Raw genomic sequence first — 325 nt, 5'->3', positions numbered from 1 at the left:
GAAGGCCACGACGTGATCCGCACCTCCGTCAGCTACACCCTGTCGGCCAACGTCGAGGACGGCATCCTGCTGGGCACCGCCAACCTCAACTTCGCTGGCAACGCCCTCGATAACGTACTGACCGGTAACGCCGGCAATAACATTCTCGACGGCTACGCGGGCGCCGACACCCTGATCGGCGGCACTGGCAATGACACCTACTTCGTCGACAACGCAGGCGATGTCATCGTTGAAACCAGCACCTTGCTCACAGAGATCGACACGGTCAATGCTTCGCTGGACTGGACCCTGGGCGCCAACCTGGAGAACCTGGTTCTGCGTGGCA

1 pseudogene is annotated in these 325 nt (G+C 61.2%); it reads left to right on the top strand.

What is annotated here, in order from left to right:
* Positions 1 to 12 precede the first annotated feature (12 nt).
* Positions 13 to 325: pseudogene (locus J5M57_RS29110) on the top strand (Ig family protein); the annotation flags it as partial.

Source organism: Pseudomonas sp. 86_A (assembly GCF_017491705.1).
GTDB lineage: Bacteria > Pseudomonadota > Gammaproteobacteria > Pseudomonadales > Pseudomonadaceae > Aquipseudomonas > Aquipseudomonas koreensis.
The sequence above is the reverse complement of the archived record's forward strand: the minus strand, read 5'-3'. Positions and strand labels throughout refer to the sequence as shown.